The following is a 26952-nucleotide window of genomic DNA, read 5'->3' on the forward strand; positions in this document are numbered from 1 at the left end:
AAGGGGCGTTTAGCGTTTCGTCTCGTCGATGGGTGAACTTTAAAATTTCTACAGACAAAGAGAAATAGCCTTTTCAGCATCGATACATTGCGGAATTAGAAACAATAGGGCAGCCTGCTGGATATGGGGTAACCTGAGCACCATGCTGCGTATCACCCAAGCTCCCACACTGGCCATGGCGACACTGTGGACGGATGTACTCAAAGGCGAGGGCATTGATGCCAATGTTCAACGTCAATACCTGGGTAGCGCTTCTGGCGAGTTGCCGCCCGATCAGTGTCTGCCGGAGGTCTGGATCAAACATCCGGAACAGGAGACGCGAGCCCGCCAGGTGCTTTTTGACTTTCAGCATGTGCGCCAGCGACGCTGGACTTGCGCATGCGGCGAAATCGTGGAAGGCGGATTTGAGGAATGCTGGAGTTGCTCCACCCCCATGCCGCAGTAGACAGCATGCCGAGGCCGCCTAAGCCCAACGGTTAGACAATGGCTGCTTCAACTGCAACTAGAAAGCGTGGCTTCTTATGGCTGATAGCTCCACGGTTACCCCAACCCCCAACTGGCTCCAATCCGCCCGCGACCACTGGCAGTGGCGCGGCCAAGCCCGCCCACCATTTGCGCAGACGCCTCGGCCCGGTCAAACCTCCGTATGGGACTTTCCCCGACCACCGCAGCTCGCGCCTGACACGCGGGAAGTGGTCATCCGCTGGGGCGAGCTCGAGGTTGCCCGCACCCGCCGCGCAATCAAAGTGTTGGAGACATCCCACCCACCCAGTTTCTATCTGCCTTGGGCGGATGTGGCTGAACACCTGCTGCAGCAACAGTCCGGTAGCTCTTTTTGCGAGTGGAAGGGGCCTGCGCAGTATTGGTCGCTGGTCAATGGCAACAATCGCCTGGACGGCGTCGCTTGGAGCTACCCGCGCCCGCTGGCAGGCGCTGAGGCGTTGGCAGCTTGCGTCGCTTTTTACCCTGGTAGTTTGAGTTGCACGGTAGACGGGGCGGTGGTGCGGCCACAACCCGGCGGCTTCTATGGCGGCTGGATTACGCCGGACTTGGCGGGACCGTTTAAGGGCGACCCCGCAAGCAGTGCCTGGTAGCGGTCCCTGGATAGACACATCTCGCTTCGACCGTCGGCGTCTGAAACACGACGTTTGAAGGTCGATAAACCACTTGGCTGCCATACCCGCGATAGTGCAGAAGAACGACCAGCGGGGTCAGGCCATCAAACCCAGCCGCGAAGCCACTGGGTTTCATCCTGAAGTTCTCGCCATTTGATCCGGCGTGTCAATCTGGAGTGAACAGCCTCCAAGTCAATCCACTCGAACTTTTCTCCATCGAGTTCAGGTTCGACCACTTTTGAAACCAGAAAGTGCTTTTCCTTTGCGACTGGCTTCACTGCAGTCCACTTCGACAGCAGCAATTTGTTTGATTGCAAAATATTCATTTATAAGTGATCGGGTGTCGATTGGAATGGGTGGTGGATTTCGCTGGAATCTGCACTTGGTCAGGGCAATAAACGGTAGCGTCCCTGGTCTCCCTTGCTGACCAACCCATGCGCAACCAGCCTATTCAAAGACACTCCAACGCTGCCCAGAGCCATACCAGCGCCCCGGGCAATCGTGGAGCCAGTCAATTTCGTCCAATGATCTGCACGCAATGATTTTTGCAAGTACCGCAGCAGCGTGTTGTCGTTTGCGGTCAGGTGCTGCGCTTTGTCTGGCTTGGACACTTTGCGCTTGCCGTTGCTCTTGACCTTTCGTGTTGTTGCCACCTTCACCACGGCATCTTCGGCTTCCTGAATTTGATTCGCAGCGGCAGATGAGGTTTTTTCAACCATCTGCACCTTTTTGCGGCCGCGACCAGTTGGGTCCGGCAAGGCCACCAAGACATCCAGATCTTGTGATACCAGCTCTGAGGCGGTGTTGTACAGGGTGCGCAACTGCTCTTCCAATGACTGAAGGTCATGTGCTAGTTTCGCCAACGCCCGGAATCTCGCGAAAGCCCTGTCGCTATCAGAATGGAATGGCTGATTGGCGATGGTGGCCACCATGCGCTTAGCACCGTCACGCACGCTGTCGCCGACCGCGAGCGTTGCATCGTGCAGGGCTTGACCCGCTTGTTGGATGGAAGAAAGAGTGGCAGGGGAAAGAGACATAACAACTCCGACGACTTTGTTGCAAAACCGTATTTGACCCACACGCTTGCAGTTTACAGACGAGGTGTCAGTTTAGGCTAACGCCGTTGGATGCGCTATGTCCTACCGCCAGGCAGGGTGAGGTCGTTTGACTAAAATCCGCGATCAAGACCATGGCATATCCCTGGGTCTGTTAAACGCCCGGCGGGTTAGGGCGATGCAGGTAAGACGCATGACAAATCTGGTTTTCCGGTTTGCAACCGTTCAGGGGCACCACGTTCAGTGGTTTTTACGGCGCAACTGCGCAGTTACGCCGGCACAGCTTGGTGCCGTATTTTTGTCACTCTCTGCCATATCCCTGGGTATTTCAGGATTTTTTTGGTCCCAGGGTGCCACGTTGATCTTCCCTTTCGCACTGTTGGAGCTGCTGGTTTTGGCAGTGTCCTTTGTGATGGTGGTACGTCACGCAACCGATGGTGAAACCATTGTGTTGCACGATGGTCGACTGGTGGTCGAGTTGGAGCGTGGAGGTAAGTTGGAGCGATCGGAGTTCCACAGCAGTTGGGTGCGCGTAGAGCCCGGGGCCTGCGAGCGGTCTTTGATCCAGTTGTCGGGCCAAGGCAAGACCGTCAGGATAGGTCGTTATGTGCGGCCCGAGCTGCGGCAGGTGCTGGCACGCGAGATTCGAATGGCGTTGCGCACGACTTGAATGCGGGACGGACTTGTCCTGCCAACGCATGAAACTGATCGACAAATGCTACACAACCAGCGCGTTAACGTATTGCTGGTGTGATGCCAGGTTGATTGAAGACAAAATCGGGCTATAGCCCCCGTGCAATATGCGTAAGACGCTATCTAATGAATAGCGAAAAGCGCAGATAGTATGCCTCGCAGTCGTCCGTGTGGCGTCGCGCATGGATGAGCGAAACATCCCATCGGTATGCAGCCCCTCAGTCACAACGCTTCGCGGCATGTTCTGGCATGAACGAAGTTTTACCCATCTCCGCGTCTGCACCCCGCACTACAACCACTGGGACTATTCCTTCTGTAACAAGAGGGCAGGGCATGCCCCATTGGCAGAGGTTCCGTCGTGGGCGTGTGGTGGGCAAAACGGATGTGAGTTGTCCGGATGCGCGCTAAGGTGAAATGCGCCCCACGGTCGCCCAGGCGCCGGCTTGTCGGCGAAGCACCACCGCCTCGCCGGACGCTGGAACGACGCCGGTTAAGGCAGTAATGTTCACTTGGTGGGTTACCACCACCAAAAGCCCGTCGCCACGCCACGCGTCCAGCAGGGCCCGCGCCTCGCGCGTTTGGGCAGGCGCGGCATCGGGCTCTCCGAAGAATGAATTGAAGGCGGCTTGGTCTACCCGTTTTCCGGGGAAGGCCAGGTCTGCCGTTTCCCGGGTTCGGCACCATTGCGACGACCAGACCCCACTCACCGGCACGCCTTGTTGCCGAAAAAATGCGCCAATTCGCTGCGCTTGCGCGCGTCCCTCTTCGCTCAGGTTGCGCTGGGTACGGCAATCATTGAGGTCCAGATGCTCGGGGTCGCCAACCCCGGGTGCCAAGGCATGGCGCAACAAGATGACGCTACCGGACGAAAGGCGGGCCTCGACGCTCTGGGCAACGACGGGCAGAGCGCCCACAATACCCAACATAAAAGTGGCCAAGCAGCGAAGCAATGGGTGATAAATAGTCATCCCCGCATTTTTTCAGAGCTGGAAAGGGCTGCTTCTGCAGGGGTCTATTCCCCTTCAAAAATACTTTGAGTCAACGCGGCGCCGCGGATGCGGTGGTCAATCGTGGCGTGGCGGTGTCGAACAAGCTGTTCTGACTGCTGGGGGCGTCCAGCCTTTCGCAGTGGCTCGCAGCGACAACCGCCAGGGACTTGAAATCGCCTGAAAAGGCCTTATCATTAGCACTCGTAGGAGTTGAGTGCTAACAGCGCTTGGCCCCACAAGTTAATGTGCACCAACTTCTTCAGGTTGGCGCGCGACCCCTGTTTTAAACCAAGGAGATTCCTCATGAAACTGCGCCCTCTGGCAGACCGCGTGATTGTCAAACGCGTCGAAAACGAAACTAAAACTGCCTCTGGCATCGTCATTCCTGACAGCGCTGCTGAAAAGCCTGATCAAGGTGAAGTCTTGGCTGTTGGCCCAGGCAAGAAGAACGACAAGGGTGACCTGATTGCCATGAACGTCAAGGTCGGTGACCGCGTTTTGTTCGGCAAATACAGCGGCCAGACCGTCAAGGTCGACGGCGACGAGTTGTTGGTCATGAAAGAAGACGACCTTTTTGCAGTGGTCGAGAAGTAATTAATTAACTGAATTCGGAGTCATAAACATGGCAGCAAAAGACGTAATTTTCGGCGGCGAAGCCCGCGCACGCATGGTTGAAGGCGTGAACATTTTGGCCAACGCGGTCAAAGTGACCCTGGGCCCTAAAGGCCGTAACGTGGTTCTGGAGCGCTCGTTCGGCGCCCCTACCGTGACCAAGGACGGTGTGTCCGTTGCCAAAGAAATCGAACTCAAAGACAAGCTGCAAAACATGGGTGCGCAGATGGTCAAGGAAGTTGCTTCCAAGACATCCGACATCGCTGGTGACGGCACTACCACTGCTACCGTGCTGGCCCAGGCCATCGTGCACGAAGGCATGAAGTACGTGGCTGCTGGCATGAACCCCATGGACCTGAAGCGCGGTATCGACAAAGCGGTTACCGTTCTGGTTGCCGAGTTGAAGAAGGCTTCCAAAGCCACCACCACGTCCAAAGAAATCGCGCAAGTTGGCTCCATCTCCGCTAACAGCGACGAGACCATCGGCAAGATCATTGCTGACGCAATGGACAAAGTCGGCAAAGAAGGCGTTATTACCGTTGAAGACGGCAAGTCGCTGGAATCCGAACTCGAAGTGGTTGAAGGCATGCAGTTTGACCGCGGCTACCTGTCGCCTTACTTCATCAACAACCCAGAAAAGCAAGCCGCTTTGCTGGACAACCCGTTTGTTCTGTTGTTCGACAAGAAGATCAGCAACATCCGTGACCTGCTGCCTACCCTGGAGCAAGTTGCCAAGGCTGGTCGTCCCCTGCTGATCATTGCTGAAGATGTCGATGGCGAAGCCCTCGCAACTTTGGTCGTGAACACCTTGCGCGGTATCCTGAAGGTTGTGGCTGTCAAGGCTCCAGGCTTCGGCGATCGTCGCAAGGCCATGCTGGAAGACATCGCCATCCTGACTGGCGGCAAGGTTATTGCTGAAGAAATCGGCCTGTCGCTGGAAAAAGTGACTTTGGCTGACCTCGGCTCTGCCAAGCGTATCGAAGTGGGCAAAGAAAACACCATCATCATCGACGGTGCTGGCGCTGCTGCTGACATCGAAGCCCGCGTGAAGCAAGTTCGCGTGCAAATCGAAGAAGCGACTTCCGACTACGACCGTGAAAAACTGCAAGAGCGCGTGGCCAAGTTGGCTGGCGGTGTTGCCGTGATCAAGGTTGGCGCTGCCACCGAAGTCGAAATGAAAGAGAAGAAAGCCCGCGTTGAAGACGCCCTGCACGCTACCCGCGCTGCAGTGGAAGAAGGCATTGTTGCCGGCGGCGGCGTGGCTCTGTTGCGCGCCAAGCAGACTGCTGGCGTGATCAAGGGTTCCAACTCGGACCAGGACCACGGCATTGCACTGGTGTTGAAAGCCATCGAAGCGCCACTGCGCGAGATCGTGTTCAATGCTGGCGGCGAAGCGTCTGTGGTGGTGAACGCTGTGATGGCCGGCAAGGGCAACTACGGCTTCAATGCGGCCAACGACACCTACGGCGACATGATCGAAATGGGTATTTTGGACCCCACCAAAGTGACCCGCACGGCTCTGCAAAACGCAGCGTCTGTGGCCTCTTTGATGTTGACCACCGAGTGCATGGTTGCTGAAGCCCCAAAGGCTGAAGGAGCTGGCGGCGGCATGGGTGGTGGCGATATGGGTGGAATGGGCGGCATGGGCGGCATGGGCATGTAATTGCTTCTTGCCTGAGGGCGCGAGCCCTCATGCCAAAAAAAAACCCGCAAGGTGCGAACCTTGCGGGTTTTTTATTGCTCTCTTTTTTATAGCTGCCTGCGCATATTCCGCGGGGGCTAGCGGCCTATTTGGCTCTTAATTTCGCCAGCAAACCGGCGGTGGAGCCGTCCAGCCCTGCTGCGTCACCACTGACAAGCCGGGCTTCCACATCCTTGGCCAGCACCTTTCCCAGCTCAACCCCCCACTGGTCAAAGCTGTTGATACCCCAGATGGCACCGCTCACAAACACGCGGTGCTCCTGCAGGGCGATCAGCGCGCCCAGGCTGGCGGGTGTCAGATCGTCGAGCAACAAGAAGGTGCTGGGGCGGTTGCCGGTAAAACGCCGAGGGCCTTCGCCGCCCCCCTCACCCACCGTATCCGGGTCACTCTGGCCCACCATCAGTGCCTGTGCCTGCGCCAGCACGTTGGCCAGCAGCAGGGTGTGGTGCCCGGGCAGATCGTGCCGGGGTTTCTTCACGGCAACAAACTCTACCGGGACCACGTCGGTGCCCTGATGCAGCATTTGAAAGTAGGCGTGCTGTCCGTTGGTACCGGGCTCGCCCCACAACACAGGCGACGTGCCATACGGGAGCGGCTGGCCTTGGGTATCCACCCGCTTGCCGTTGCTTTCCATCTCCAGTTGCTGCAGATAGGCCGGCAGGCGGCGCAAGGCGCTGTGGTACGGCGCAATGCTGCGGCTGGTAAAGCCATGAAAGTTGCGGTACCAGACGTCGATGAGCGCCAGGCGCACGGGCAGGTTGCTCTCCAGTGGCGCCGTGCGGAAGTGCTGGTCCATGTCGTGCGCGCCGCCCAGAAATTCGCGAAACCCTTGCGCTCCAATGGCAATGGCCAGTGGCAGGCCAATGGCCGACCACAGCGAGTAACGCCCGCCCACCCAATCCCAAAAACCAAAGGTCGTGGTAATGCCAAATACATTGGCCGCCGCCACATTGGTGGTCAGCGCGGCAAAGTGCCGTGCCGTATCGGTGCCGCCATTCGCCGCAAACCACGCCTTGGCGGACTGCGCGTTGGTCATGGTCTCGATGGTGGTGAATGTCTTGCTGGCAATCAGGAACAGCGTGCTCTCGGGCTTGACGCGCTTCAAAGTGGCGGCCAGTTCGTGCCCGTCCACATTCGAGACAAAGTGAAAACGCTTTCCAGCAATCGCAAATGCGTCCAGCGCCAGCACCGCCATTTGCGGCCCCAGGTCGGAGCCGCCAATGCCGATGTTCACCACGTCGGTGATGGCGTCGTCGGCGCGCACCTGCTCGGCATAGGCCAGCATCGCGTCCAGCGTGGCATGCACCTGCGACAACTGCGGTGCTACGGTTTTAATAGCTGACTGCGCAATATCTGCGGGGGCTACAGCCGGATAACGCAACAACCAGTGCATGACGGCGCGTTGCTCGGTGGTGTTGATGGCTTCACCCGCAAACAGGGCATCGCGGTGCGCTTCAACGCCGCACTCGCGTGCCAGTTGCAAGAGCAGTTCTTGTGTTGCCGCATCGACCCGGTTTTTGGACAGGTCGGCAAACACATGGGGGGCGCTTTGGCTGAAGCGCTCGAAACGGGTTGCGTCGCCCGCAAAGGCGGTGCGCAGGTCAAATGCCTGGCCCTGGGCGTCAAACGCAGCCTGGAGTTTGCCCCAGGCAGGGGTACGGTCACAACGGGTACGTGTCATGGCGTTCAGACCCCCCGCATCAATTGTTCCAGCTTCACCGCATCGGCGCAAAATGCGCGAATGCCTTCAGCCAGTTTTTCGGTAGCCATAGCGTCTTCATTCAGGGCCAGTCGGAAGGCGCTTTCATCGAAATAGACGTGCTCCAGCGTGCTCTGCTGCGCGGCTGCACTGCTCAAAGCGCGTTGCAGCGGTGCATCGGAGGCGGCCAGCGTGGCCAGCAGATCCGGGCTGATGGTGAGCAGGTCGCAGCCGGCCAGTGCCGTGATCTGGCCTGCGTTGCGAAAGCTTGCACCCATGACCTCGGTAGCGATGCCGAACTTCTTGTAGTAGTTGTAGATGTGCTTGACCGACTTCACCCCGGGGTCATTGGCCAGTGCGTTGTCGGCCTCCACCCAAGCCGGCCCGGCTGATTTCTTGTACCAGTCGTAAATGCGGCCCACAAAAGGCGAGATGAGCCGCACATTGGCCTGACCGCAGGCCACCGCCTGGCAAAAAGAGAACAGGAGCGTCAAATTGGTGTGAATGCCCTTGCGCTCCAACTGCTCTGCCGCTTGAATGCCCTCCCAGGTCGCCGCGACCTTGATCAGGACCCGGTCAATGTGGATATCCTGCGCCTGGTACAGCTCAATCAACCGCTCGCCTCGTGCTACGGTTGCACTGGTATTGAAGCTCAAGCGCGCGTCCACTTCGGTGGAGACACGCCCGGGAATCAGCGCCAATATTTCACAGCCAAAGCGCACCAGCAGCCGGTCCATCACCTCGTCCATTGGACGACCCCGAAACTGGTCGACAGTGTCACGGAGCAAAGGCGCGTAGTCCAGCTTTTGCACCGCCTTCAGGATCAGCGACGGGTTCGTCGTAGCGTCCGTTGGTTGGAATTGGGCCAGCTGCTTGAAGTCGCCTGTATCGGCCACCACGGTGGTGAATTGTTTGAGTGCGTCGAGTTGGTTCATGTGGGCAGCGCCAGACAGTCGAAGTTAAAAATGGAACTTGAATTATCGATGAAACAAAGTTACATTACAACGACCTTTTTTATGTAACTATGAAACCATGAGCTTTGATCTTGTCTTGTTTGGTGGTACCGGTGACCTGGCGTGGCGCAAATTGATGCCCGCGCTGTTTCAGGCCTTTCGCCATGGCTCACTGCCTGAAGGCGGCCGCATTATCGGCGTGGGCCGCGACGACCTGAGCGACGACCAGTACCGCACGCTCATGCAGTCCCGCTTCGACAAGGTGGAGCTGGCCAAGCGCCCCAGCAGCGAGGAATTCGCCCGCTTTGCGGCGCTGATCGAGTTTGTTCGCATGGACCTCTCCAAGCCCGACGACTACACCCGCCTGGCCACCCGTCTGCAAGCCCGCAATGCCGATACTGTGGTCATGTACCTGGCCACTGCGCCCGCTTTGTTCACCACCATATGCGAGCAGTTGGCCGCCTCGGGGCTGAACACACCCAAGACCCGTATCGTTCTGGAAAAACCCTTGGGCCACGACCTGGCCTCCAACCGGGCCATCAACCGCACGGTGCGCCAGTTTTTTGAAGAGAAGCAGGTCTTCCGCATCGACCATTACCTGGGCAAACCAGCCGTTCAAAACCTGTTTGCGCTGCGTTTTGGCAATGCTTTGTTCGAACCCCTGTGGCGGCGCGAACACATTGCCAATATTCAAATCACGATTGCCGAAGACCTGGGTGTGGAGAGCCGCGGCGCCTTCTACGAAACCACTGGCGCCCTGCGGGACATGGTGCAAAACCACGCATTGCAATTGCTCTGCGCCATTGGCATGGAACCGCCCATCAACTCGCATGCGGACGCCATTCGCGACGAGAAGCTCAAGGTGTTGCGCTCGCTTAAGCCGTGGACCCAGGAATCGCTTGCGCAGGATGTTATCCGGGGCCAGTACACCAGCGGAACCAGCGGTGGCATCAAGGTGCCCGCCTACAAGGAGGAACCGGGCGTCAATCCCCAGAGCCATACCGAAACCTTTGTTGCGCTGCGTACGGAGATTGCCAATTGGCGCTGGGCCGGTGTACCGTTCTACATCCGCACGGGCAAGCGACTGGCGGGCCGCGACGCGCGCATTGTGGTGAACTTTCGGCCCACGCCACACGCAATTTTCAACTCGAATATCGATGTCGCCAATCGCCTGGTCATCAACCTGCAACCCAAAGACGGGCTGGAGCTGCACCTGCTGGCGCAAGGTCAAACCAACCGCCAGAGCCGCCCTGCGGCAGCGCAGTCACTCGCTCCGGTGCAACTGGACCTGGACTTTGACAAACGCTTTGGCTCGGAACGTGTAGGCGCCTATGAGCGCCTGCTGCTGGACGTGATTGACGGCCGCCTGAACCTGTTTGTGCGCAGCGACGAGCAGGAAGAAGCCTGGCGTTGGGTGGAACCCATACTGGATTACTGGGCCAACGATGCACAAGGCCCACGCCCCTACGCGGCCGGCACCTGGGGGCCAAGTGCTTCCAGCGCCATGATTGCACGCGATGGTTTTTGCTGGTCGGAAGAAAATTAACCATGTTGGACCGAATCCAGGCCGCGCTGCCATCCCTTGCCCCTGCCGAGCAACGCGTGGGCAGGCTGTGTCTGGCCGACCCGCGTGCTTTTGCCAAACTGCCGGTGAGTGAACTGGCGGACCGGTCGCATGTGAGCAAGCCAACCGTGGTGCGCTTTTGTCGCAGCGTGGGCTACGACGGCCTGTCAGACTTCAAACGCAAGCTGGCCGGCACGGTGAACGAAGGTGTGCCGTTCATACACCGCAGCGTGGATGTGGATGACAAAACCAGCGACATCATGGTCAAGGTTATCGACAACACCGTGGCGGCCTTCTTGAAGTACCGCAACGATGCCAGCAGCGTGTCAATTGAAAAAGCCGCAGCCGCACTGGTGGCGGCCTACCAGGCCAAAAAACAGATCCAGTTTTTTGGGGTGGGTAACTCGGGCATCGTGGCGCAAGACGCGCAACACAAGTTTTTTCGCCTGGGCATCAACGCCAACGCCTACAGCGACGGCCACATGCAGGTGATGAGCGCATCCATTCTGGGGCCCGGTGACTGCGTGGTCGTCATCAGCAACTCCGGGCGCACGCGTGACCTGATGGACGCCTGCGATATTGCCCGCAAGAACGGCGCAACCACCATCGTCATTACCGCCAGCGGCTCACCACTGGCCAGCGCTGGAAATATTCACCTCAGCGCAGACCACCCGGAAGGCTTTGACAAATACAGCCCCATGGTTTCGCGCCTGCTGCACCTGCTGATCATCGACATTCTGGCCACCTGCGTAGCGCTGCGCATTGGTAGTGCTACTCTGCAGCCGTTTTTGAGCGAGATGAAGCACAACTTGCGCAACAAGCGGTACGCATAAAAAAAGCCCGGACCGTTTTCGGTCAGGGCTTTTTCGCTGTCACATGCTGGCACAAGCCAGCGGCGGTGTTAGAAGGAGTGCGACAGCAAAATGCTGGCTTCGTTCGCATTGGCTGTGTAACCGAACTCACCCAGATTGCCAGTCTTGCCAAACGCTTCAAACTGCTCATATCCGCTACGCGTCCACGTGGCGTAGCGCATGGTCAGATTGGTACGCTTGCTAAAGTCATACTTGGCCCCGACGCTCATGCTGCTCGCGGTTCCGTCCGCCAGTTGCATAAATGACTTGATACTTGCCTGACTCAAGAATTGGGCGGGGGCAGATGGAAACACAGTCGTTGCAGCGTCAGCAACGCCAGAGGCTGTAGCCCGTCCCAAAGTCATACCCAATGTCCAGGCGCCCACCGGCACCGAAACGCCCAGCAGCATGTCCGCAACTTTGGGACCGATTGAAGCGGTTGCGTAGTTATAGCCAAACCCAAACTTGGCAACGCCGGCATCGTAACCCGCCTGAAAAACATACACCGTGTCTTTGGTCAGCCCATCCGCAGACGCGATGGTTGCAGAGTTGCGGTTGTCATATGAGCGGTAGGCTCCCACCAATTGCAGAGGACCTTTGCCATAGACCAAAGCAAAATCGCTGGAGCGCTGGCCAACCGGGTTTCCCGCTGTTCCGCTGGTGCCTAGGCCAAGCCCAATGCCTTTAGACGATTCAGCGAGTTTGTAAACAAAAATGACGGGGCCAATCGGCGCTGCGTAGCTGATGTAGTCGCTGCTGGTGCGTATTTCGAACAGCTTGCCATCCATATCGATCACCGGCGCGCCCGCAGAGGGAATGCCACTGTGAATCGCCGCGGCCATGGTGGTACCCATTTGGATACGGCCAAAGGAATTATTGGTGTACGACAGGGTCGCGTCGCGGCCAGTCACATTTCCATTGCCTGATTCGCCACTGCGATCAGCACCCGCAAATGCCAGCTTGGCCTCAATTTTCTGCCCGCCGCCCAAATCCTCGTTAACCGTGAAGTCGATTTCGGAGGTGTCAACACCCAGGCCGGAAGCATCTACACCTGAAGTTGCGGCGTTGATCACCACAGGAAAGAGTGGATGAACGACACGGCTGGTACCGCTGGAGGTGGTGGCCTTGTAACCCATGACCAGCGTACCTGAAATGGTGACCTGCGCAAAGGAAGCGCCAGAAAGCGCCATGACAGCTAGCGCGGTGAGTGTTTTTTTCATATCAGTTTTCGCAAAATGGAAGTTCGGGAATCACAAAACAAAGCAGCAGAAAACTGCTTCGCTTGGGGCCAGGTGCATTCTCCCGGTGTACTAGCCAAATCGCATTGGGGTAAGTGTGGATGACGTTAAAAATCTGCACTGCAAGTTGCTGCTGAACAACGATCTTTTCTTCATGTTGTCCACCATGAAAAAAAGCCCCGCTGCATTGCTGCAGCGGGGCTTTTAGATCTAGTCGACAAGCTAGCTTACGCTAGCGTCAGATTAGAAGTTGTGGATAACCAGAACGCTGGCTTCGGTCGAAGCGGAAGCAGCAGCAGGCACGTCCCAACGAGCATACATGCCAACGATGCTGGTGCGCTTGCTCAGTGCGTACGCTGCATTCAGGCCTGAGCCGTTAAAAGTTCCATTTGGAATCGCAGCTGTTGTTGAATCATCAACTTTGCGCTGACCCCACTGCGCGCCAAGTGTCACAGCACCCAAAGGCACGGACACGCCAACCAAGGCTTCTTTGGCAGTTCCGCCATTAGAGTAATTGGCTTGGGAGTAGCCCAGACCCAGCTTGGCCATGCCGAAGTCGTAGTTACCGTTAGCACGTGTCACGTAATCAGCTGTAGTGCTACCAACGCCGTTGATGCGGTTGTCATACGACAGATACTGGATGTTCGCAGCCAACTTGCCAGGAGCGTAGGTGGCGCTGATGACATTCAGGCGCTGAGCGGAAGAACCAGTAGCACCGATGCCCAGACCACCAGAACCGGGGGTGGTAGCGATGTTGTTCTCTTGGTGTTGCAGAGTCAGGCTGACAGGACCAACTGGCACAGAGTAGCTGATGGCGTCAGCACTACGGCGAGCGCCAAAGACTTTTTCGTCAAAGCCAATGCCAGCCACGCCGGACAGGCCGCCAGACAGGTAGTCAGCGGAACGAGTAGCTGTCAGCGCAACTGCACCAAAACCACCGGTCAAGACCAAGCTGGCATCACGGCCACCAACGGTACCGTTGCCGGACTCACCGCTACGGTCAGCGCCAGCCAAGCCCATCTTTGCAGTGGCCTTCATGCCGCCGCCGAGGTCTTCGGTAGCCATGAAGTCGATTTCGGAAGTATCAACACCAAGACCAGATTTGTCACCAGCAGCTGATGATGTAGTGGCTTTGTAACCCATGGCCAAAGAGCCAGTGATGGTCACTTGAGCGAAGGAAGCGCCGGAAGCAGCCAGAACGGCCAAAGCGATTAGTGTCTTTTTCATTTAAAAATACTCCAAGGTTAAACAAAGGGCTCCGGTACGAAGTGTTCGGGACCCCGGGCCAACCTCCTAGTTCAGGAAGTTAGGTGTATTGCAACAGACGTCTTGGGGTTTGGCAAAGGAAAGCCCTACGCAAACGCAAAAAAGGGACGCAAGCGCCCCTTTTTCGTTGTCCAAATGCAACAATTTGTTAACCTGTCCTCGGTAGCCATGCCTGCCCACGCAGGTCCTGGCTACGCGTCGTCTTTAGAACGAGTGCGACAACAGCACTTGAGCTTGGGTAGATGCGTCGTTGCCGTTAACAGCAGTCCAACGAGCGTAGTTAGCAATCACCTTGGTGCGCTTGCTCAAAGCGTAGTCAGCTTCGATAGCGGTACCAGTGATGGTGCCTGTACCTTGGCCAGTGAACGCGTTGTCGTCGATCTTGCGCGACACGAACTGTGCACCCAAAGTCACAGCGCCCAAAGGAGCCGACACGCCCAACAGGTAATCGGTAGCTTTGCCACCAGCATTCAGACCAGAGTTGGTAACAACAGCACCCAAGCCGACCTTGGCAACGCCGAAGTCATAAGAACCAGACGCGCGGGTCTCGTCCTTGTACTTGGCGTTGGCATTGGCGCTGTACGACAGGTATTTGATGTTCGCAGCGATAGGACCCTGGCTGTAAGTGCCAGACAGGCTCGAACGGCTTTGGCCAGTGATGGCTGCGTCGCCCGTGGTGCCCAAGCCAAGGCCGAGACCGGTTGCGGCTTCTTCGTAAGCAGCAGCCAGAGTGAATGCGCCAACTGGGACTGCGAAGGTCACGGAATCACGGCTGCTGCGTGCATTCAGAACCTTACCGTCAAAACCGGAGTAGTACGCGCCCACACCAGCAATGCCGGCCGACAGGTAATCAGCACCTTTGGCAGTAGCCAAAGTGAATGTGCCAACGCTGGAAGACAGAGCCAGGGAAGCGTCACGACCAGTAGCCGTACCGTTGCCGGACTCACCGCTGCGATCAGCACCGGCCAGAGCCATCTTGGCAGTGGCTTTCATGCCGCCGCCGAGGTCTTCAGTAGCCATGAAGTCGATTTCGGAAGTATCAACACCGAAACCAGCGGAGTCGGTAGAAGAATTCACACCACCAGTGGTGTTGGCTTGGTAGCCCATGGTCAGGTTACCAGTGATGGTGACTTGAGCGAAAGAAGCGCCAGAAGCAGCCAGAACGGCCAGGGCGATAAGTGTCTTTTTCATTTGAAAATACTCCAAGGTTAAACAAAGGGCTCCGGTACGAAGTATTCGGGACCCCGGGCCAACCTCCCTGTTGAGGAAGTTAGGCCTATTGAACCAGACCCGACTTAATTTTCAAAGCAAACACTATGAAAAAATGCAAAAGAATAGGTGTAAACCCGTTTTTGTAGCTAAAAAGTAACACCCATCGTCTTATTCAAGCTAGCTCGGCCTGCCCACGCAGGTCCAGGCTACGCGCGGTGCTTAGAACGTGTGCGCCAACAGCAACGCAAAGGATGTGGACGGATTGGCCATGCCCACCGTGCTGCTTGCACCAATGGTCTGGGCTACGGAAGCTGCGTCCCAACGAGCGTACTGACCAATGATGCTGGTGCGTTTGCTAAGGGCATAATTGGCGCCCAAGATGTAACCGTTGCGGGTTCCGTTGTTGGCAACTGTCGTGTAGTCGTCTGACTTGCGGACACCCCAGTTAGCACCCAACTGCAGGCTACCCAACGGCACGCTCACACCCAACAGAGTCTGGGTGTCTTTTGCGCCGGCAGTGCCATCACTGGAGGTGACCTGGTAGCCCAAACCGACTTTGGCCATGCCGAAGTCGTACGCACCTTCCAGACGGGTCTGGTCTTTGGCGGTAGCTTGCGTGCCATCCCGGTTGTCGTAAGTGGAATAGGTCAGGTTGCCCGCAATCGCGCCAGCCTTGTAGGCTGCGTTGTAAATGTTGGCGCGTTGACCTTTGGAACCAGTAGCGCCAATACCAAGACCGTCCGCTTTGGGTTCCCCGTGCGCCACTCCCAGTGTCACAGGGCCCATAGGTAAAGCGTAAGACACGACGTCGCGTGTGGCGCGCTTGTAGAAAAGACCGTCGGTTATTGCGTTGGCGTTGTCACTCAGGTCATCAAACTGCCAGTAGGTCGCGCCAACGCTGGCAATGCCATTGGCCAGATCGCCCAGCTTGATAGCGCCCAAAGTCAACACACCGTAACCGTTTGTAGTCAAACGCAGAAAAGCGTCTTTGCCGACCACAGCACCGACAGTAGCACCGCCGTTGCTGCGATCCGCGCCATCAATACGCATTTGCGCATCCAGCTTCATGCCGCCACCGAGATCTTCCGTGGTGTTGAAGTTGATTTGCGATGTTTCCACGCCAAAACCGGAAGTATCTGCAGTGGTTGCGCCACCCTTGCTGTAGGCCAAATAACCCATAGTCAAATTGCCGCTGATGGTTGCTTGTGCAAAAGAAGCGCCAGAAGCAGCCAGAACGGCCAAGGCGATGAGGGTCTTTTTCATTGTGAAGTTACTCCAAGGACAAATTAAAGGCTCCGGGTCGAACAACTCGACGCATCGGGCCAACTTCCCAGTCTGGGAAGGTGTAAGGAGTAAACCCATATTTGATGTCATTTCTATGACGAAAAAAAGCCAATCCAGAAAAACCCGCGGTTGTTGTTTTGTTACTACAATCCACAAGCCATCCAATGACAATCCGGCTGGAACTAGACTGCGAACAAGCCAAAACGGGAAATCTTTAATGGATGCACTGCTCACCTCATTCGACACCGCCCTGCGCACGCTGTTTGCCAAGCCCCACGCCGCACAGGCGTGTCCTACGCTGCCAGACCTGCCCACCGAGTTGACCGCGGAGGAAAAACGCCACTCGGCCGGACTGATGCGGGTGAACCACGTGGGCGAGGTGTGCGCGCAGGCGCTCTACACCGCGCAAGCGCTGGCAACGCCCAACCCGGCGTTGCGCAAGCACTTTACCGAGGCGTGTACCGAAGAAACCGACCATCTGGCGTGGACGGCACAACGACTCGAAGAGTTGGGTGAACGCCCCTCCCTGCTGAACCCGCTGTGGTATGCCGGCGCCTTTGGGCTGGGCCTGCTGGCCGGCCGCTTGGGTGACAAAGTCAGTCTCGGCTTTGTGGTGGAAACCGAGCGCCAGGTGGGCGCGCACCTGCAAAGCCACCTGGACACGCTACCCGAAGGCGATCACGCCTCTCGCGCCATCGTGGCGGAGATGCGTGACGACGAGTTGCGCCATGCAGAAGCGGCACAAGCTGCCGGTGCCATGGAGCTACCTCGGCCCGTCAAAGACCTGATGCGCGCCGCGGCCCGGGTGATGACGACTGTGGCGCAGCGGGTTTAATTGAGCGCAACTTCCAGACGTTGAGCGAATTCTTGTTCGGGAAAACTCCCGACCAAAGCATCCCAGCCTTTCTTCAGGCGGCTATTCCAGCCTGGCCCTCGGGACAAGACGTCTTGCCATGATTCCTTGACAAGATCCGCGTCGTTTTCCATCAGATAGTCCAACAGGCATGCGGCCTGAACCAGGTCTTTATTGGCCTTGACCCGCTGATCCCTGGGCCGCTCGCCATGCACTATCAGCTTGTGCAATGCAAAACGCTGTGGCCGCGGAATATTGACCACCAATGGACCGTTACGCAAGAGCAGCGTGGCCTTCATGGGATCTTCCAGTGAGAGTTCCAGGAATTTAAGCGGTTGGAGCGTCAAATTCAGCGCAGGCAAATAAACGGGCTTATCGCCACTGCGCCCGTAGGTCGTCAAAAAATCAAGGTCGAAATCAGGCTCATCGGGCTTTTTGAAAGTGGTCTTGCTCATAACAGGGATGAACCCCATCTCAAGAGAGTCAATCGCTTTGACGGCATCCATTTGAATGTTTGACGCAATGGCCAAGGACAGATTTTTCCCGGCATGGGCAAAGTAAGGGTCCACCGTGAAGGCGCCAGCATCCCAGCGCACCCCAAACATATTCTGGTACGCCAGAAACGCATGCGTTCCCACGAGTAGGCCACCCGCTTTAAAAAAGCCGTGGTCGAGCAAGCGACCTATCACCCGACCGTGCTTCAAAGGGATGTCGGCACAACCCAACTCCAGCGCAGCGCGGGTGAGTTTTTGAAGGGACTCCTTGGCATTTTCCGCGGAATGCCGAAGAATCAACGCGCGGGTGGGTGCGTCGTCTGGCCCCACGAAGATTTGCTGCGGCGCGCCACCCGGACTTTTTATCTGGTAGTACCAATACCCTTTGCCTTTGACTTGTTTGGAAGTAAACCCGCCAGGCAGGTTAGCGATGCTTCTTCGAATTTCAGCATCTTTGGCTGCAATGTCCAGTCCGGCATAAGACGCCTGAGCCGCTAGCGAAAGGTCGGTGTAGAGCGCCACTATACTTCCTTTTTCAAATAGGTAGTATAACCAACCTCGATATCAATCGCACGGAACGAGCCGGGCGTTTCATGGATTTTCAGGCCTCCACCAGCTCAAAACTGGTCGTCATTTCCGCCGTTTTGGCCAGCATGATGCTGGCGGAGCAGTATTTCTCGTGGCTCATGGCGATGGCGCGCTCCACAGCGGTGGCGGGAACGCCCTTGCCGGTTACCGTGAAGTGCATGTGGATTTTGGTGAACACCTTGGGGTCCACCTCGGCACGATCGGCCGTTAGCTTGACGGTACAGCCTTGCACCGCGTGGCGGCCACGCTTCAAAATCAGCACCACGTCATAGGCCGTGCAGCCACCAGTGCCCGCCAGCACCACTTCCATCGGACGGGGAGCCAGGTTTTGCCCTCCGTTTTCAGGCTTGGCCGCATCGGGGGCGCCGTCCATCATCAAGGTGTGGCCGCTGCCGGTTTCGGCCACAAAACCCATACCGGATAGGGTGTTCAATCCGCCGGTCCAACTGACTGTGCATTCCATATTCAACCTTTTCTTGGTGCTCCGCGCGGGGCCAAAACCCGTGCGCTTACAATGTGTCTTCGTTACTCCGCGCGGAGTAAATTATTTGAAGCTTGCCAACCCGAGTGTAGCCCCATGAGCCCCAAACCGTCTTCCTCCATCCGCCCAGCCCTCAGCCCGGAGGATTACCTGAAGAAGATTCTGACCGCGCGCGTGTACGACGTGGCCGTGGAGACCGCACTGGAGCCCGCACGCGTGTTGAGCCGCCGGCTTCACAACACGGTATTGCTCAAGCGCGAAGACCAGCAGCAGGTGCGCAGTTTCAAGTTGCGCGGTGCCTACAACAAGATGGCGCACCTCACCCCCGAGCAGCTCAAAAAAGGGGTGATTTGCGCCTCGGCTGGCAACCACGCGCAAGGTGTCGCCCTGAGCGCCAGCAAGCTGGGCACCCGCGCCGTAATCGTCATGCCCACCACCACCCCGCAGGTCAAGGTGGATGCGGTACGCGGCTTTGGTGGCGAAGTGGTGCTGTTTGGCGAGAGCTATTCCGACGCCTACAACCACTCGCTGCTACTGCAGAAAAAGGAAGGTCTGACTTTTGTGCACCCCTTTGATGACCCGGACGTCATCGCAGGGCAAGGCACCGTGGCCATGGAAATGCTGCGCCAGGTGCAAACCCTGGGTGCCGACAAGGCGGCCAAGTCGGGGCAAAAATCCGGCAACATCCAGGGCCCCCGGCTCGACGCCGTGTTTGTGGCCATTGGCGGTGGCGGCCTGGTGGCGGGTGTGGCTAATTACATCAAGGCGGTGGACCCGCGCATCAAGGTCATCGGTGTGCAGATGAATGATTCCGACGCCATGATCCAGTCGGTAGCCGCCCACCAGCGCGTCACACTGCCCGACGTGGGCCTGTTCTCCGACGGAACTGCCGTCAAGCTGGTAGGGGAAGAAACTTTCCGCATTGCGAGCGACCTGGTGGACGAGTTCATGACCGTGGATACCGACGCTGTGTGCGCCGCCATCAAGGACATCTTTGTGGACACCCGCAGCATTGTGGAGCCCGCTGGTGCGCTGGCCGTTGCCGCCATCAAGCAGTATGTGGCTAAAAACAAGACCAAGGGCGAAACGTACGCGGCCATTTTGTGCGGTGCCAACATGAACTTTGACCGCCTGCGTTTTGTGGCCGAGCGGGCCGAAGTGGGCGAAGAGCGAGAAGCCCTGTTTGCGGTCACCATCCCCGAAGAGCGCGGCAGCTTCAAGCGCTTTTGCGAGCTGATTGGTGAACTGCCTGCATTCGGAGGCGGTGCAGGCCCGCGCAACGTAACCGAGTTCAACTACCGCATCAGCGACGCCGCGCTGGCGCATGTGTTTGTGGGACTGACCACGCAAGCCAAGGGTGAATCCGAAAAGGTCGCCAAAAACTTCAACAAGCATGGTTTCAAGACCCTGGACCTGACCCACGATGAACTGGCCAAAGAGCACATTCGCCACATGGTGGGTGGTATCTCCGCACTGGCGCAGGACGAACGGCTGCTGCGTTTTGTGTTCCCTGAACGCCCCGGCGCGCTGATGAAGTTCCTGAGCCTGATGCGCCCGGGCTGGAACATCTCTTTGTTTCACTACCGCAACCAGGGCGCCGACTACGGCCGCATTCTGGTCGGACTGCAAGTACCGCAAGCCGACGACAAGGCCTTTGCCCAATTTTTACAGACGCTGGACTACCCGTATGTGGAGGAAACGGCCAATCCGGTGTACCGTCTGTTTTTGCAGCGATAGTTTCTTAAAAGGCAGCCATGAGCGTTTCTCTGGACGGTAAATTGGTGGTGGCCATCTCCAGCCGGGCCCTGTTCGACTTTGAAGAAGAAAACGAAGTCTTTGAGCAGGGTGATGACACAGCTTACATGCGCTTGCAGCTGGAGCGTCTGGACGTTCCCGCCAAACCGGGCGTGGCGTTTTCCATGGTGCAGAAGCTGCTGGCCTTCAACACCGAAGCCTCGCAGAACGTGGAGGTGGTCATCCTCTCCCGCAATGACCCGGTCAGCGGCCTGCGCGTGATGAAGTCGGCCGCGCACTACGCGCTGCCTATCATCCGGTGCTCGTTCACCCGGGGCGAGGCGCCCTGGCGCTACTTGAAGCCCTTGCGCGCCAACCTGTTTTTAAGTACGCATTTGAGCGACGTGCGCGCCGCACTGGAAGCAGGCGTACCCGCCGCACAGGTGTACCCCCAGTCGGCCCATGCCAGCGACGCGCACCCCACCGAAGTGCGCATTGCGTTTGACGGGGATGCGGTGTTGTTCAGCGACGAAGCGGAGCGCGTGTACCAGTCGCAGGGTTTGACGGCTTTCCAGCAGCATGAGATTGACAAGGTGGCGCTGCCACTGCCGGACGGCCCTTTCAAACCGTTGCTGGTGGCGTTGCACCGCCTGCAGCAGGCCGCCACACCCCGGATGCGCATTCGCACGGCGCTGGTGACGGCCCGCAGCGCCCCGGCCCACGAGCGCGCCATTCGCACGCTGATGAACTGGAACATTGAGGTGGACGAGGCCATGTTCCTGGGCGGGCTGGACAAGGGCGAGTTTTTGCGCGAGTTTGAGCCCGATTTTTTCTTTGACGACCAGACGGGGCACATTGAATCGGCCGCGCGGCATGTGCCTTCGGGGCACGTGGCCAGCGGCGTGCGCAACTAGGCTTGCAGCGGTGTGGTGGTCGTGGGCGGCTGGGGTGGGCTAAATCGCTCGTGTCCTCCGGCCTGCGGCCTCCTCCTTTACCTCGCCATTTTTCCCACCCCAGCCGCCCGCCGCCCCGGCTCATGTTGCAACGGGCGTTAAGGCGGTGTAAAGACCGGGCGGGTTGGTAAGCCGCCAGTCGTGGCCGTTCGTTGGAGTTGCTACAACCAAAGAGAAACTGACTATGCCGCATGCAGCCCAGCCACCCGTCACCAACCCTCGCAGAGACGCTATTAAAATCATAGCTGCTTGCGCACTATCCACGGGGGCTACAGGCACTTTTCTTGCATATGCACAGGTGAAAGGGCCTGCCGGGCAGGCGGACTTGGCACAAGAGTGGCGCGCCATGTCCCGGGTCGGCTACGGGCCTACCCCGCAGCTGGTGCGTGCCGTACATGCGGCACCCAACGCCAAGGCCTGGGCTCTACAGCAGATTGACCTGGCCTATACCGCCAGCCAGACACCCCCGCAGATCGCGGCTGATCTGGCTGACTTCAATGCGCCTTTGCCCACTATTTTTGAAGGCGGGCAGCGTGAACGCCAGGCCCGCTCGGCCGTCAAGGCCGGCGCCATGGACATGGACAAGGACGACGCGTCGGCGGCCCGGCGCATGGAGTTTGCTGCGCCCACTGACCCCCTGCACTTCAGCCGCAGCATGGTGCAGAAAACGGCGGCCTGGCGTCTGGGCGCCAGCAGCCAGCCTGATTGGGAGAATCCGCTGCTGGCACGCATGACCGAATTCTGGTTCAACCACCTCAACATCTACTCCGGCAAGGGTGCGGTGCGGCCGTTCACCGGGCACTATGTGGTGAACGTGGCGCGCGCCCACGCGCTGGGCAAGTTTGAAGACCTGCTGCTGGCCAGCGCACGCCACCCCGCCATGCTGCTGTACCTGGACCAGGCGCAAAGCGTGGCCGAGGGCTCTGGTGGTGGCCAGGGCCGCAAGCGGGGCCTGAACGAAAACTACGCCCGCGAACTAATGGAACTGCACACCCTGGGTGTCGCCGGTGGCTACAGTCAGACCGATGTGCGCGAACTGGCCCGCGTCCTCACCGGCTGGACGGTGGGGCCCCAGGCGCCCGATGGCTTCCGCTTTGCGCCGCGCCTGCATGACACCGGCAACAAAGTGGTCCTGGGCCACAAGATCCCTGACGGGCTATTCGGTGGTGGTGAGCGCGAGGGCGAGCAGGCCATCCGCATGCTGGCTCGCCACCCCAAAACCGCGCAGCGCATCAGCCTGAGACTGGCACAGTTCTTTGTGAGCGACAGCCCGCCGGCCGAACTGGTGGCACAACTGGCGCAAACCTTCCAGAGTAGCCAGGGCGACATGCGCGTGGTGATGCGTACGCTGCTGGAATCGACCGCGTTCTGGAACCCCGACAACAAGCTGTTCAAGACGCCGATGGACTTTGCCTGCTCCTCCCTGGCCGCCGTGCAGGGCAGTGCGCGCAGCGGTGATGCCGCACCCGAACGGCGCGCCCTGGTGCTCACCGCCGGATTTCTGGCCCAGGCCGGCCAGCCCCTGCACGGCTGGCAAACACCGGACGGCTACAAAACGGATGCCGCCACCTGGCTGGCACCCGAAGCGCTGACGCGGCGCGCCGACTACGCGCTGGCCGTGGCACGGCAGGCGTATGACATGGAGTTCTTGTTGCCTTTTCTGAGCGCCGCTACCCGCGCGTCGATTGTCCAGGAGAAGCCGGCACTGCGTGCCGGGCTGATGCTGGCCAGCCCCGACTTCCAGTACAAATAGACGGAGCGCCCCATGCCATCCCACCCCCACTCCACGGAATTGAACCGCCGCCACGTACTGCAAGCCTTGCTGGGCGCATCTGCCGCCTGGGCCGCGCCCATGGCCTTCGCCCAGAACGCGCGCGAGGCGCAGAGCGACGGCCGCCTGATAGTGGTGTTTCTCCGCGGTGCCTACGACGGCCTGTCGGCGCTGGTGCCACATGGCGATGCCAACTACTACGCACTGCGCCCGTCCATCGCCCTGCCCCGGCCCGATGGCACTGTGCAAACCACCTTGCGGCTGGACGACGCCTTCGGCCTGCACCCCGCCCTGGCACCATTGATGCCACTGTGGAAGCAAGGCGTGTTGAGCGCCCTGCCCGCCGCCGGCTCGCCGGACCCGACGCGCTCGCACTTTGACGCCCAGCACCACTGGGAAATCGGCACACCGGGCAAAAGCAGCAATGCGGCTGGGTGGATGAACACGTTGGCTGGCACTTTATCGGGGAATTTCGCAGGTTTTAAGCCTGTAGCCCCCGACAGCACTGCGCAAGCAGCTACAAAATCCATAGCAATCGGGGTCGGCGAGGCGAACCCGCAAATCCTCTCGGGCAGCGCCCCGGTGCAACTGGTAGCCAAGGGACAGGCCGCGACGCGCCAGGGCGCGGTGGGCGACGAGCGCACCCGCGACGCGGTGATGCGCCTGTATGCAGGGCAGGACGACTTGTCCAAGGCGTTTCGCGCGGGGGCGGACAGCCGCATGCAAACGGCCAAGACGTTGAGCGAAGCGATGGGTGGCAACGAGATCGGCAAAGACATCAGCCGCGAAATGCAGGCCGCCAACAACGGCGCCGGTACCGCGCAGGGCCTGCTGCTGGACGCCCAGCATCTGGGCACGCTGATGCGCCAGGACCGCCGCTTGCGCCTGGGCTTTTTGTCCGCGGGCGGATGGGACACGCATGCCAACCAGGGCAGTGTGACCGGCAGCCTGGCCAATAACCTGGGCAACCTGGCCGCCACCCTGGTGCAGTTGCGCCGCGATTTTTCACAGACCAACGACGTCGTGGTGGTGTGCAGCGAATTCGGGCGCACCAGCGCCGAGAACGGCACCCGTGGCACCGACCACGGCCACGGCAACGCGATGTGGATCATGGGGAACAAGGTCAACGGCGGCCGTATGCACGGCGGCTGGACCGGACTGGCCCAAGGCAACCTGCACGAGAACCGCGACCTGCCGGTGCACAACGACTTCCGGGGCGTGTTCGCCCAGGTGCTCCGCAGCACCCAGGGGCTGACAGCCGCTGACATCGACACCCTGTTCCCCGGCTTTGCGTGGGACCGATCGTTGGACGGTATGCTGCGGGCATGACCAAACTCGCGACCTTCCAGCTCTTTTTGCGCCGCGTCTGGGCGCTGTCACAGCCCTACTTTGCCTCGGACCAGAAATGGAAGGCCCGCGCCCTGCTGGGCGCCATCATTGCCCTGAACCTGGGCATGGTCTACATGGCCGTGCTGTTCAACGACTGGAACAAGCTGTTTTACGACGCGCTGCAGGACAAGAACGCGGCCGTGTTCTGGGCGCAGCTGGGGCGCTTCACCTACCTGGCCTTCGCGTTCATCGTGATTGCGGTGTACAAGTTTTACCTGACCCAGCTGCTGGAGATGCGCTGGCGCGCCTGGATGACCGGCCACTACCTGGAGCGCTGGCTGAGCAACCACGCGTTCTACCGGCTGGAGCTGGCGCGCTTTACCGGTAAACCGAACGCCAACGGCGACAACCCCGACAACCCGGACCAGCGCATTCAGGAAGACATCAACCAGTTCACCGGCCTGACGATTGGCCTGTCCATGGGCTTGCTGAACTCGGTGGTGACCCTGCTGAGCTTTGTCGGCATTTTGTGGGGGCTCTCCGGCGGGTTTGCGTTCACGCTGGGCGGCAGCGACTACAACATCCCCGGCTTCATGGTGTGGATGGCGGTGCTGTACTGCCTGGCGGGCAGCGTCATCACCCACTACATCGGCCGCCCGCAGATTGCGCTGAACTTCCAGCAGCAGCGGGTCGAAGCCGACTTTCGCCACCACCTGGTGCGGGTGCGGGAATACAGCGAATCCATCGCGCTGGACCGGGGCGAAAAGGTCGAGCGCCAGCAGCTGGACACGCGTTTCGGCAAGGTGCTGGGCAACTACCTGCAACTCATCAACGCGCAGAAGCGGCTCATCTGGTTCACCAGCTTTTTCGGGCAAGCCGCGGTGGTGTTTCCGTTTGTGGTGGCCGCGCCGCGGTTTTTTAGCGGTGCAATTCAGCTCGGTGAGCTGATGCAAATATCGAGCGCCTTCGGCCAGGTGCAAGGCGCTTTGAGCTGGTTTGTGGACAGCTACAGCAGCCTGGCCAGCTGGCGCGCCACAACCGACCGGCTGACCAGCTTTGAGGAGTCATTTCAGGCGCTAGCCCCCGTAGAACCCGCGCAGACAGCTACTGAATTAATAGCAAACAACAACACATTGGGTACGCAGGACCTGCAGGTCGCGCTGCCAGGCGGCACGGTGCTGCTGGCCGGCACCGCCTTGCATGCCGCTGCAGGCGACCGGGTGTTGCTGCAGGGGCCCTCGGGCAGTGGCAAGTCCACGCTGTTTCGCACACTGGCCGGTATCTGGCCGTTCGCCAAAGGCCAGGTGCAGCTGCCCGCGCAGACCATGTTTATTCCCCAGCGGCCCTACTTTCCCAACGGGCCGCTGCGCGAGGCGCTGGCCTACCCGGAAGCCCCCACCCGCTACACCGACGCGCAACTGCAGCAGGCCTTGAGCGACGCCCTGTTGCCCGATCTGGCCGGCCAGCTGGACACGGCGGACGCCTGGAGCCAGAAGCTCTCGGGTGGCGAGCAGCAGCGACTGGCGATTGCCCGGGTGTTGCTGAAAAAACCGCGCTGGGTGTTTGCCGATGAAGCCACCAGCGCGCTCGACGAGGCCACCGAGGCTTCAGTGTACAAACGGCTGCTAGCCCTCGTGGAATCTGCACAAGGCGCTCTCATTTCCATAGCGCACAGGCCGGGTGTGGCGGCATTTCACAACCGGCGCTGGACTTTGCTGCCAGAGCCCAAAGGCGCGGCCGCGCGTTACCGGGTGGAGGACTGAAACTTCTCGAACCCGCGCCAGCGCAATTCGCACGCCGGGCAGGTGCCGCAACCATAACCCCAGGCATGGCGGTGCTCCCGGTCGCCCAGGTAGCAGGTGTGGGTGTGTTCCACGATCAGGTCCACCAGCGGCTGGCCGCCCAGTGTCTGCGCCATGGCCCAAGTGTCCGCCTTGTCGATCCACATCAGCGGGGTTTCGATCAGGAAGCGTTTGTCCATGCCCAGCGACAGGGCCAGCTGCATGGCTTTCATGGTGTCGTCGCGGCAATCCGGGTAGCCCGAAAAATCGGTTTCACACACCCCCGTGACCAGTACCTGCAGCCCCCGCCGGTAGGCTACGGCGGCCGCCAGGGTCAGGAACAGCAGATTGCGCCCCGGCACAAAGGTATTGGGCAGACCGGTGCTTTCCATCTGAAACGCGGTTTGCCGGGTTAATGAGGTCTCGCTGACCGAGCCCAGCACGGCCAGGTCCAGCAAATGGTCTTCCCCCAGTCTGGAGGTCCATTGCGGAAACTGGCTGCGCATCTCCCGCAGCACCACCAGCCGCGCCTCCAGCTCCACGTTGTGGCGCTGGCGGTAGTCAAAGGCAATGGTTTCAACGCGCTCGTAGCGTTCAAGCGCATAGGCCAGGCAGGTGGTGGAATCCTGGCCACCGGAAAAAAGAACAAGGGCAGTCGTATGCATGACCAAGATGGTAGACGATGGCCCGCCCGGCACAGAAGTCGCCCAAAGTCGCCACCGCGGTCGGCGCAGA

General features: G+C 59.2%; 25 protein-coding genes. 13 read left to right on the forward strand and 12 right to left on the reverse strand.

Going from position 1 to position 26952, the window contains the following annotated elements:
• Positions 1-142 precede the first annotated feature (142 nt).
• Entirely contained in the window at positions 143-445 is a 303-nt protein-coding gene (locus AC097W_RS20205) for a DUF2007 domain-containing protein (RefSeq protein ID WP_479604438.1), read from the forward strand.
• Positions 446-521: 76 nt separating this feature from the next.
• Positions 522-1094, forward strand: coding sequence for a DUF427 domain-containing protein (locus AC097W_RS20210; protein ID WP_479604439.1), 573 nt, complete (start codon positions 522-524; stop codon positions 1092-1094).
• Between the two features lie 125 nt (positions 1095-1219).
• Here AC097W_RS20210 and AC097W_RS20215 read toward each other — a convergent pair whose 3' ends face one another.
• Positions 1220-1441, reverse strand: a complete 222-nt coding sequence (locus tag AC097W_RS20215; protein ID WP_479604440.1) for a TIGR02450 family Trp-rich protein — start codon at positions 1439-1441, stop codon at positions 1220-1222.
• A gap of 60 nt (positions 1442-1501) precedes the next feature.
• Complete coding sequence (locus tag AC097W_RS20220; RefSeq protein ID WP_479604441.1) at positions 1502-2152, reverse strand: hypothetical protein; 651 nt, start codon at positions 2150-2152, stop codon at positions 1502-1504.
• 211 nt (positions 2153-2363) lie between these two features.
• On the opposite strand from AC097W_RS20220, the gene AC097W_RS20225 reads away from it, so the two are divergent.
• Entirely contained in the window at positions 2364-2840 is a 477-nt protein-coding gene (locus AC097W_RS20225; RefSeq protein WP_479604442.1) for a DUF2244 domain-containing protein, read from the forward strand.
• Positions 2841-3267: 427 nt separating this feature from the next.
• Here AC097W_RS20225 and AC097W_RS20230 read toward each other — a convergent pair whose 3' ends face one another.
• Entirely contained in the window at positions 3268-3789 is a 522-nt protein-coding gene (locus AC097W_RS20230; protein WP_479604443.1) for a histidine phosphatase family protein, read from the reverse strand.
• A gap of 366 nt (positions 3790-4155) precedes the next feature.
• Between AC097W_RS20230 and groES the strand changes: the two genes are divergently transcribed.
• Positions 4156-4446 carry a co-chaperone GroES gene (groES, locus tag AC097W_RS20235; RefSeq protein WP_479604444.1) on the forward strand — a complete coding sequence of 97 codons (291 nt, stop codon included), beginning with the start codon at positions 4156-4158 and terminating at the stop codon, positions 4444-4446.
• Positions 4447-4474: 28 nt separating this feature from the next.
• A complete protein-coding gene (gene groL, locus AC097W_RS20240; RefSeq protein ID WP_479604445.1) occupies positions 4475-6127 on the forward strand; it encodes a chaperonin GroEL in 1653 nt (550 codons plus the stop codon).
• Positions 6128-6251: 124 nt separating this feature from the next.
• On the opposite strand, the gene pgi is transcribed toward groL, so the two are convergent.
• The gene (gene pgi / locus AC097W_RS20245; protein WP_479604446.1) at positions 6252-7847 is read right to left on the reverse strand and encodes a glucose-6-phosphate isomerase; all 1596 of its coding nucleotides are present in this window, start codon (positions 7845-7847) and stop codon (positions 6252-6254) included.
• A 5-nt stretch (positions 7848-7852) separates the two neighbouring features.
• Positions 7853-8800: a transaldolase gene (tal, locus tag AC097W_RS20250; RefSeq protein ID WP_479604447.1), complete on the reverse strand. Its 948-nt coding sequence runs from the start codon at positions 8798-8800 to the stop codon at positions 7853-7855.
• Positions 8801-8897: 97 nt separating this feature from the next.
• On the opposite strand from tal, the gene zwf reads away from it, so the two are divergent.
• Together zwf and AC097W_RS20260 are read left to right on the forward strand one after the other, a co-directional pair.
• Positions 8898-10364 carry a glucose-6-phosphate dehydrogenase gene (gene zwf, locus AC097W_RS20255; protein ID WP_479604448.1) on the forward strand — a complete coding sequence of 489 codons (1467 nt, stop codon included), beginning with the start codon at positions 8898-8900 and terminating at the stop codon, positions 10362-10364.
• A gap of 2 nt (positions 10365-10366) precedes the next feature.
• Positions 10367-11215: a MurR/RpiR family transcriptional regulator gene (locus tag AC097W_RS20260; RefSeq protein ID WP_479604449.1), complete on the forward strand. Its 849-nt coding sequence runs from the start codon at positions 10367-10369 to the stop codon at positions 11213-11215.
• Positions 11216-11283: 68 nt separating this feature from the next.
• On the opposite strand, the gene AC097W_RS20265 is transcribed toward AC097W_RS20260, so the two are convergent.
• From AC097W_RS20265 to AC097W_RS20280, 4 genes are all read right to left on the reverse strand, one after another.
• Entirely contained in the window at positions 11284-12453 is a 1170-nt protein-coding gene (locus tag AC097W_RS20265; RefSeq protein ID WP_479604450.1) for a porin, read from the reverse strand.
• Positions 12454-12714: 261 nt separating this feature from the next.
• Positions 12715-13698 carry a porin gene (locus AC097W_RS20270; protein WP_479604451.1) on the reverse strand — a complete coding sequence of 328 codons (984 nt, stop codon included), beginning with the start codon at positions 13696-13698 and terminating at the stop codon, positions 12715-12717.
• 243 nt (positions 13699-13941) lie between these two features.
• Complete coding sequence (locus AC097W_RS20275) at positions 13942-14928, reverse strand: porin (RefSeq protein ID WP_479604452.1); 987 nt, start codon at positions 14926-14928, stop codon at positions 13942-13944.
• A 240-nt stretch (positions 14929-15168) separates the two neighbouring features.
• Positions 15169-16212 carry a porin gene (locus tag AC097W_RS20280; RefSeq protein ID WP_479604453.1) on the reverse strand — a complete coding sequence of 348 codons (1044 nt, stop codon included), beginning with the start codon at positions 16210-16212 and terminating at the stop codon, positions 15169-15171.
• Between the two features lie 238 nt (positions 16213-16450).
• Between AC097W_RS20280 and coq7 the strand changes: the two genes are divergently transcribed.
• Positions 16451-17068 (forward strand): 2-polyprenyl-3-methyl-6-methoxy-1,4-benzoquinone monooxygenase, encoded by a 618-nt coding sequence (gene coq7 / locus AC097W_RS20285; RefSeq protein WP_479604454.1) that lies wholly within the window; start codon positions 16451-16453, stop codon positions 17066-17068.
• Here coq7 and AC097W_RS20290 read toward each other — a convergent pair.
• Positions 17065-18102, reverse strand: a complete 1038-nt coding sequence (locus AC097W_RS20290) for a GSU2403 family nucleotidyltransferase fold protein (RefSeq protein ID WP_479604455.1) — start codon at positions 18100-18102, stop codon at positions 17065-17067. The two genes, coq7 and AC097W_RS20290, sit on opposite strands and share 4 nt — an antisense overlap.
• Positions 18103-18181: 79 nt before the next feature.
• A complete protein-coding gene (locus tag AC097W_RS20295; protein WP_479604456.1) occupies positions 18182-18631 on the reverse strand; it encodes an OsmC family protein in 450 nt (149 codons plus the stop codon).
• Between the two features lie 114 nt (positions 18632-18745).
• On the opposite strand from AC097W_RS20295, the gene ilvA reads away from it, so the two are divergent.
• The 5 genes from ilvA to AC097W_RS20320 all read left to right on the forward strand — a co-directional run bounded on the left by ilvA (position 18746) and on the right by AC097W_RS20320 (position 26199).
• A complete protein-coding gene (gene ilvA / locus AC097W_RS20300) occupies positions 18746-20386 on the forward strand; it encodes a threonine ammonia-lyase, biosynthetic (protein ID WP_479604457.1) in 1641 nt (546 codons plus the stop codon).
• A gap of 17 nt (positions 20387-20403) precedes the next feature.
• Positions 20404-21297, forward strand: coding sequence for a 5'-nucleotidase (locus AC097W_RS20305; RefSeq protein WP_479604458.1), 894 nt, complete (start codon positions 20404-20406; stop codon positions 21295-21297).
• Positions 21298-21634: 337 nt separating this feature from the next.
• The gene (locus tag AC097W_RS20310) at positions 21635-23089 is read left to right on the forward strand and encodes a DUF1800 domain-containing protein (RefSeq protein ID WP_479604459.1); all 1455 of its coding nucleotides are present in this window, start codon (positions 21635-21637) and stop codon (positions 23087-23089) included.
• A 12-nt stretch (positions 23090-23101) separates the two neighbouring features.
• Complete coding sequence (locus AC097W_RS20315) at positions 23102-24436, forward strand: DUF1501 domain-containing protein (RefSeq protein ID WP_479604460.1); 1335 nt, start codon at positions 23102-23104, stop codon at positions 24434-24436.
• Positions 24433-26199, forward strand: a complete 1767-nt coding sequence (locus AC097W_RS20320) for an ABC transporter ATP-binding protein/permease (protein ID WP_479604461.1) — start codon at positions 24433-24435, stop codon at positions 26197-26199. Before AC097W_RS20315 ends, AC097W_RS20320 begins: the two co-directional genes overlap by 4 nt.
• Here AC097W_RS20320 and queC read toward each other — a convergent pair.
• Positions 26181-26882, reverse strand: a complete 702-nt coding sequence (gene queC, locus AC097W_RS20325; RefSeq protein ID WP_479604462.1) for a 7-cyano-7-deazaguanine synthase QueC — start codon at positions 26880-26882, stop codon at positions 26181-26183. The genes AC097W_RS20320 and queC overlap by 19 nt on opposite strands.
• Positions 26883-26952: the final 70 nt, after the last annotated feature.

The organism is Rhodoferax sp. GT1R46 (assembly GCF_056521285.1).

Bases quoted from the DNA above. Each gene is read 5' to 3' on its own strand.
- AC097W_RS20205 (WP_479604438.1), top strand. From the start codon at position 143: ATGCTGCGTATCACCCAAGCTCCCACACTGGCCATGGCGACACTGTGG.
- AC097W_RS20210 (WP_479604439.1), top strand. From the start codon at position 522: ATGGCTGATAGCTCCACGGTTACCCCAACCCCCAACTGGCTCCAATCC.
- AC097W_RS20215 (WP_479604440.1), bottom strand. From the start codon at position 1,441: ATGAATATTTTGCAATCAAACAAATTGCTGCTGTCGAAGTGGACTGCA.
- AC097W_RS20220 (WP_479604441.1), bottom strand. From the start codon at position 2,152: ATGTCTCTTTCCCCTGCCACTCTTTCTTCCATCCAACAAGCGGGTCAA.
- AC097W_RS20225 (WP_479604442.1), top strand. From the start codon at position 2,364: ATGACAAATCTGGTTTTCCGGTTTGCAACCGTTCAGGGGCACCACGTT.
- AC097W_RS20230 (WP_479604443.1), bottom strand. From the start codon at position 3,789: ATGTTGGGTATTGTGGGCGCTCTGCCCGTCGTTGCCCAGAGCGTCGAG.
- groES (WP_479604444.1), top strand. From the start codon at position 4,156: ATGAAACTGCGCCCTCTGGCAGACCGCGTGATTGTCAAACGCGTCGAA.
- groL (WP_479604445.1), top strand. From the start codon at position 4,475: ATGGCAGCAAAAGACGTAATTTTCGGCGGCGAAGCCCGCGCACGCATG.
- pgi (WP_479604446.1), bottom strand. From the start codon at position 7,847: ATGACACGTACCCGTTGTGACCGTACCCCTGCCTGGGGCAAACTCCAG.
- tal (WP_479604447.1), bottom strand. From the start codon at position 8,800: ATGAACCAACTCGACGCACTCAAACAATTCACCACCGTGGTGGCCGAT.
- zwf (WP_479604448.1), top strand. From the start codon at position 8,898: ATGAGCTTTGATCTTGTCTTGTTTGGTGGTACCGGTGACCTGGCGTGG.
- AC097W_RS20260 (WP_479604449.1), top strand. From the start codon at position 10,367: ATGTTGGACCGAATCCAGGCCGCGCTGCCATCCCTTGCCCCTGCCGAG.
- AC097W_RS20265 (WP_479604450.1), bottom strand. From the start codon at position 12,453: ATGAAAAAAACACTCACCGCGCTAGCTGTCATGGCGCTTTCTGGCGCT.
- AC097W_RS20270 (WP_479604451.1), bottom strand. From the start codon at position 13,698: ATGAAAAAGACACTAATCGCTTTGGCCGTTCTGGCTGCTTCCGGCGCT.
- AC097W_RS20275 (WP_479604452.1), bottom strand. From the start codon at position 14,928: ATGAAAAAGACACTTATCGCCCTGGCCGTTCTGGCTGCTTCTGGCGCT.
- AC097W_RS20280 (WP_479604453.1), bottom strand. From the start codon at position 16,212: ATGAAAAAGACCCTCATCGCCTTGGCCGTTCTGGCTGCTTCTGGCGCT.
- coq7 (WP_479604454.1), top strand. From the start codon at position 16,451: ATGGATGCACTGCTCACCTCATTCGACACCGCCCTGCGCACGCTGTTT.
- AC097W_RS20295 (WP_479604456.1), bottom strand. From the start codon at position 18,631: ATGGAATGCACAGTCAGTTGGACCGGCGGATTGAACACCCTATCCGGT.
- ilvA (WP_479604457.1), top strand. From the start codon at position 18,746: ATGAGCCCCAAACCGTCTTCCTCCATCCGCCCAGCCCTCAGCCCGGAG.
- AC097W_RS20305 (WP_479604458.1), top strand. From the start codon at position 20,404: ATGAGCGTTTCTCTGGACGGTAAATTGGTGGTGGCCATCTCCAGCCGG.
- AC097W_RS20315 (WP_479604460.1), top strand. From the start codon at position 23,102: ATGCCATCCCACCCCCACTCCACGGAATTGAACCGCCGCCACGTACTG.
- AC097W_RS20320 (WP_479604461.1), top strand. From the start codon at position 24,433: ATGACCAAACTCGCGACCTTCCAGCTCTTTTTGCGCCGCGTCTGGGCG.
- queC (WP_479604462.1), bottom strand. From the start codon at position 26,882: ATGCATACGACTGCCCTTGTTCTTTTTTCCGGTGGCCAGGATTCCACC.